Below are 201 nucleotides of genomic sequence, written 5' to 3'. Positions count from 1 at the left end.
TTACCCATATTATTTTGCGTCGTTGCCCAATTAACCGGAAAAGCATCGCGGGTTCTAATAGTCAGTGCCGCATGATAAGCAGCGATCGCATTTTCAATATTCTCTGCCTTCTCTCCCAATATCCTGTAAAGGTAAGCATTACCCATATTATTTTGCGTCGTTGCCCAATTAACCGGAAAAGCATCGCGGGTTCTAATAGTC

Annotated in this window: 1 pseudogene; it reads right to left on the bottom strand. The window is 43.3% G+C overall.

The window, feature by feature from the left end:
• Window positions 1–201, bottom strand: a pseudogene (locus MiSe_RS50695) (tetratricopeptide repeat protein); the annotation flags it as partial.

It is taken from the genome of Microseira wollei NIES-4236 (assembly GCF_020521235.1).
Classification (GTDB): Bacteria; Cyanobacteriota; Cyanobacteriia; order Cyanobacteriales; family Aerosakkonemataceae; genus Microseira; species Microseira wollei.
The sequence above is the reverse complement of the archived record's forward strand: the minus strand, read 5'-3'. Positions and strand labels throughout refer to the sequence as shown.